Below are 2852 nucleotides of genomic sequence, written 5' to 3' on the forward strand. Positions count from 1 at the left end.
CCGCCGCCTCCGAAGGAGCGCCCCATGCCGGATCCCATCCAGTCCCTGCTCGACGAGCACGCCGAGCTGCAGCGCCAGCTCGCCGACCCCGCCGTGCACGCGGAGCAGGGCAGGGCGCGCAAGCTCGGGCGCCGCTACGCCGAGCTCAACGGCATCGTCGAGGCCCACCACCGGGTGCACCGCCTCGAGGAGGACCTGGGGGCGGCGCGCGAGCTCGCCGCCGAGGAGCCCGAGTTCGCGGAGGAGATCCCGGCCCTCGAGGAGCAGCTCGCGGCGGCCCGCGAGAAGCTGCGCCGGCTGCTCGTCCCGCGCGACCCCGACGACGGGCGCAACGTGATCCTCGAGGTCAAGGCGGGGGAGGGCGGCGACGAGTCCGCGCTCTTCGCCGGGGACCTGCTGCGCATGTACCTCAAGTACGCGGAGTCCCGCGGCTGGAAGACCGAGTTCATCTCGACCAACGACTCCGACCTGGGCGGCTACAAGGACGTGCAGGTGGCGATCAAGTCGAACGCCACGGACCCCGCCGAGGGCGTGTGGGCGCGGCTGAAGTACGAGGGCGGGGTGCACCGCGTCCAGCGCGTGCCCGTCACCGAGTCGCAGGGCCGGATCCACACCTCCGCCGCGGCGGTGCTCGTCTTCCCGGAGGTCGACGAGCCCGAGGAGGTCGAGATCAGCCAGAACGACCTGAAGATCGACGTCTACCGCTCCTCGGGGCCCGGCGGCCAGTCCGTGAACACCACGGACTCCGCGGTCCGCATCACCCACCTGCCCACCGGCATCGTGGTGGCGATGCAGAACGAGAAGTCGCAGCTGCAGAACCGCGAGGCCGCGATGCGGGTGCTGCGCGCCCGCATCCTGGCCCACCAGCAGGAGCAGATCGACGCGGACAACGCCGCGCAGCGCCGCTCCCAGGTCCGGACCATGGACCGGTCGGAGCGGATCCGCACCTACAACTTCCCCGAGAACCGGATCAACGACCACCGCACCGGGTACAAGGCGTACAACCTCGACCACGTCATGGCGGGGGACCTCGAGCCGGTCGTGCGCTCGGCCATCGAGATGGACGAGCAGGCCCAGCTCGAGGCCATCGGCCAGCAGGACGGCTGAGCGGGGGCCCCGGGATGACGAGGTCACTGGGCCAGGCGGTGCGCTGGGCGGAGCAGGTGCTCGCCGAGGCGGGGATCGACTCCGCGCGCACCGACGCGCTGCTGCTCGCCGGCCACCTCACCGGGCTGTCCCGGGGGGAAGTCGAGGCGAGAGCCATCATCGGCGGGGACGAGCCCGCGGGGTACGCGGAGCTCGTGGCCGAGCGTGCCCGCCGGATCCCGCTGCAGCACCTCACGGGCGTCGCCCACTTCCGCTACCTGACGCTGGCGGTCGGGCCCGGGGTGTTCGTGCCCCGGCCCGAGACGGAGACCGTGGTGCAGGCCGTGGTCGACGAGCTGCGCGAGCAGCTGGCCGCGGGCGTGCACCGCCCGCACGTGGTGGACCTGGGCACGGGCTCCGGGGCGATCGCCGCCTCGGTGGCCCACGAGGTGCCGCAGGCCCGCGTGCACGCCGTGGAGCTGTCCGGGACCGCCCACGCCTGGGCGGCCGAGAACCTGCGCGGGACGCGCGCGGAGCTCGTCCGGGGCGACCTGCGCACCGCGTTCCCGGAGCTCGAGGGGCGTTGCGACGTGGTGGTCTCCAATCCGCCGTACATCCCCGCGGACGCGGTCCCGCGCGAGCCGGAGGCCCGGGAGCACGACCCCGACCTCGCCCTGTACGGGGGCGGGGAGGACGGGCTCGACCTCCCGCGGGCGGCCCTGGCCTCGGCCCTGCGGCTGCTGCGCCCCGGGGGGTTCTTCGTCATGGAGCACGCCGAGGTGCAGGCCCGCGCCGTGGCGCACGCCTTCCGCGCCGCGGGCCTCGAGGACGTCGAGGGCCACCAGGACCTGACGGGCCGGGACCGGGCCACGGCCGGCCGGACGCCCGTTCAGGGCCGCGCCCGCACGACCGGAATGGGAGAATGGACGCCGTGAACTCCACCGTCTACGACTGCAGCAGCATCGCCCAGCGCACCGCCGGGCTCAAGCACGCCGCGCGCGCCCTCGCGGCCGACGCGTGCGTGGTCCTGCCCACCGACACCGTCTACGGGATCGGGGCCAACGCGTTCTCCGCCCGGGGCGTCGCGACCCTGCTCGCCGCCAAGGGCCGGTCCCGGGCCATGCCCCCGCCCGTGCTCATCGCCCACGCCGGGGTGCTCGACGGCCTGGCCGACGAGGTCTCCGACGACGCCCGCGCGCTGGCCCGGGCCTTCTGGCCCGGCGGTCTGACCCTGATCTTCCACTCCCACCCCTCGCTGGGCTGGGACCTGGGGGAGACCCACGGGACCGTGGCCCTGCGGGTGCCCGACGACGAGCTCGCCCAGGCGCTGCTCATCGAGAGCGGCCCGCTGGCCGTGTCCTCGGCCAACCGCACCGGCCACCCGGCCGCGTCGACGGCCGGGGCCGCGGTGGACATGCTCGGGGACTCCGTGGAGCTCTACCTGGACGGCGGCCCGCGGCCGGTCGGCGGACCCGCCGACCGGGACCCGGTCCCTTCCACGATCGTGGACTGCACGGGGGAGACCCCGCTGCTGGTGCGCCACGGCACCGTGAGCCTGGCCCGGCTGCGCTCGGTGGTGCCCTCGGTGGTGCCGGCGGACGGCGACGAGGAGCTCGACAGCGCTCCCGCGCCGGGTGCGGGTCCCGCGGAGCCCGGCGCCGGCCGCCCGGCGGCCTCGGGATCGCACGCCGTGAGCGAGCCCGATCCGGAGGCCGTGCCGCCCGCGGCGGAGCCCGCCGACCCGGCGGGCGCGGCCGCACCCGCGG

3 protein-coding genes are annotated in these 2852 nt (G+C 75.4%); all 3 read left to right on the forward strand.

The window, feature by feature from the left end; translation table 11 throughout:
- Window positions 1-24 precede the first annotated feature (24 nt).
- Entirely contained in the window at window positions 25-1107 is a 1083-nt protein-coding gene (gene prfA, locus CK505_RS17985; protein ID WP_095651910.1) for a peptide chain release factor 1, read from the forward strand.
- Between the two features lie 14 nt (window positions 1108-1121).
- Window positions 1122-2021, forward strand: a complete 900-nt coding sequence (gene prmC / locus CK505_RS17990; RefSeq protein ID WP_095651911.1) for a peptide chain release factor N(5)-glutamine methyltransferase — start codon at window positions 1122-1124, stop codon at window positions 2019-2021.
- Window positions 2018-2852 (forward strand): L-threonylcarbamoyladenylate synthase (locus tag CK505_RS17995; RefSeq protein WP_369680095.1); only part of this gene is annotated, 835 nt, incomplete at its 3' end. The genes prmC and CK505_RS17995, both read left to right, overlap by 4 nt.

It is taken from the genome of Kocuria sp. WN036, assembly GCF_002287015.1.
GTDB classification, from domain to species: domain Bacteria; phylum Actinomycetota; class Actinomycetes; order Actinomycetales; family Micrococcaceae; genus Kocuria; species Kocuria rosea.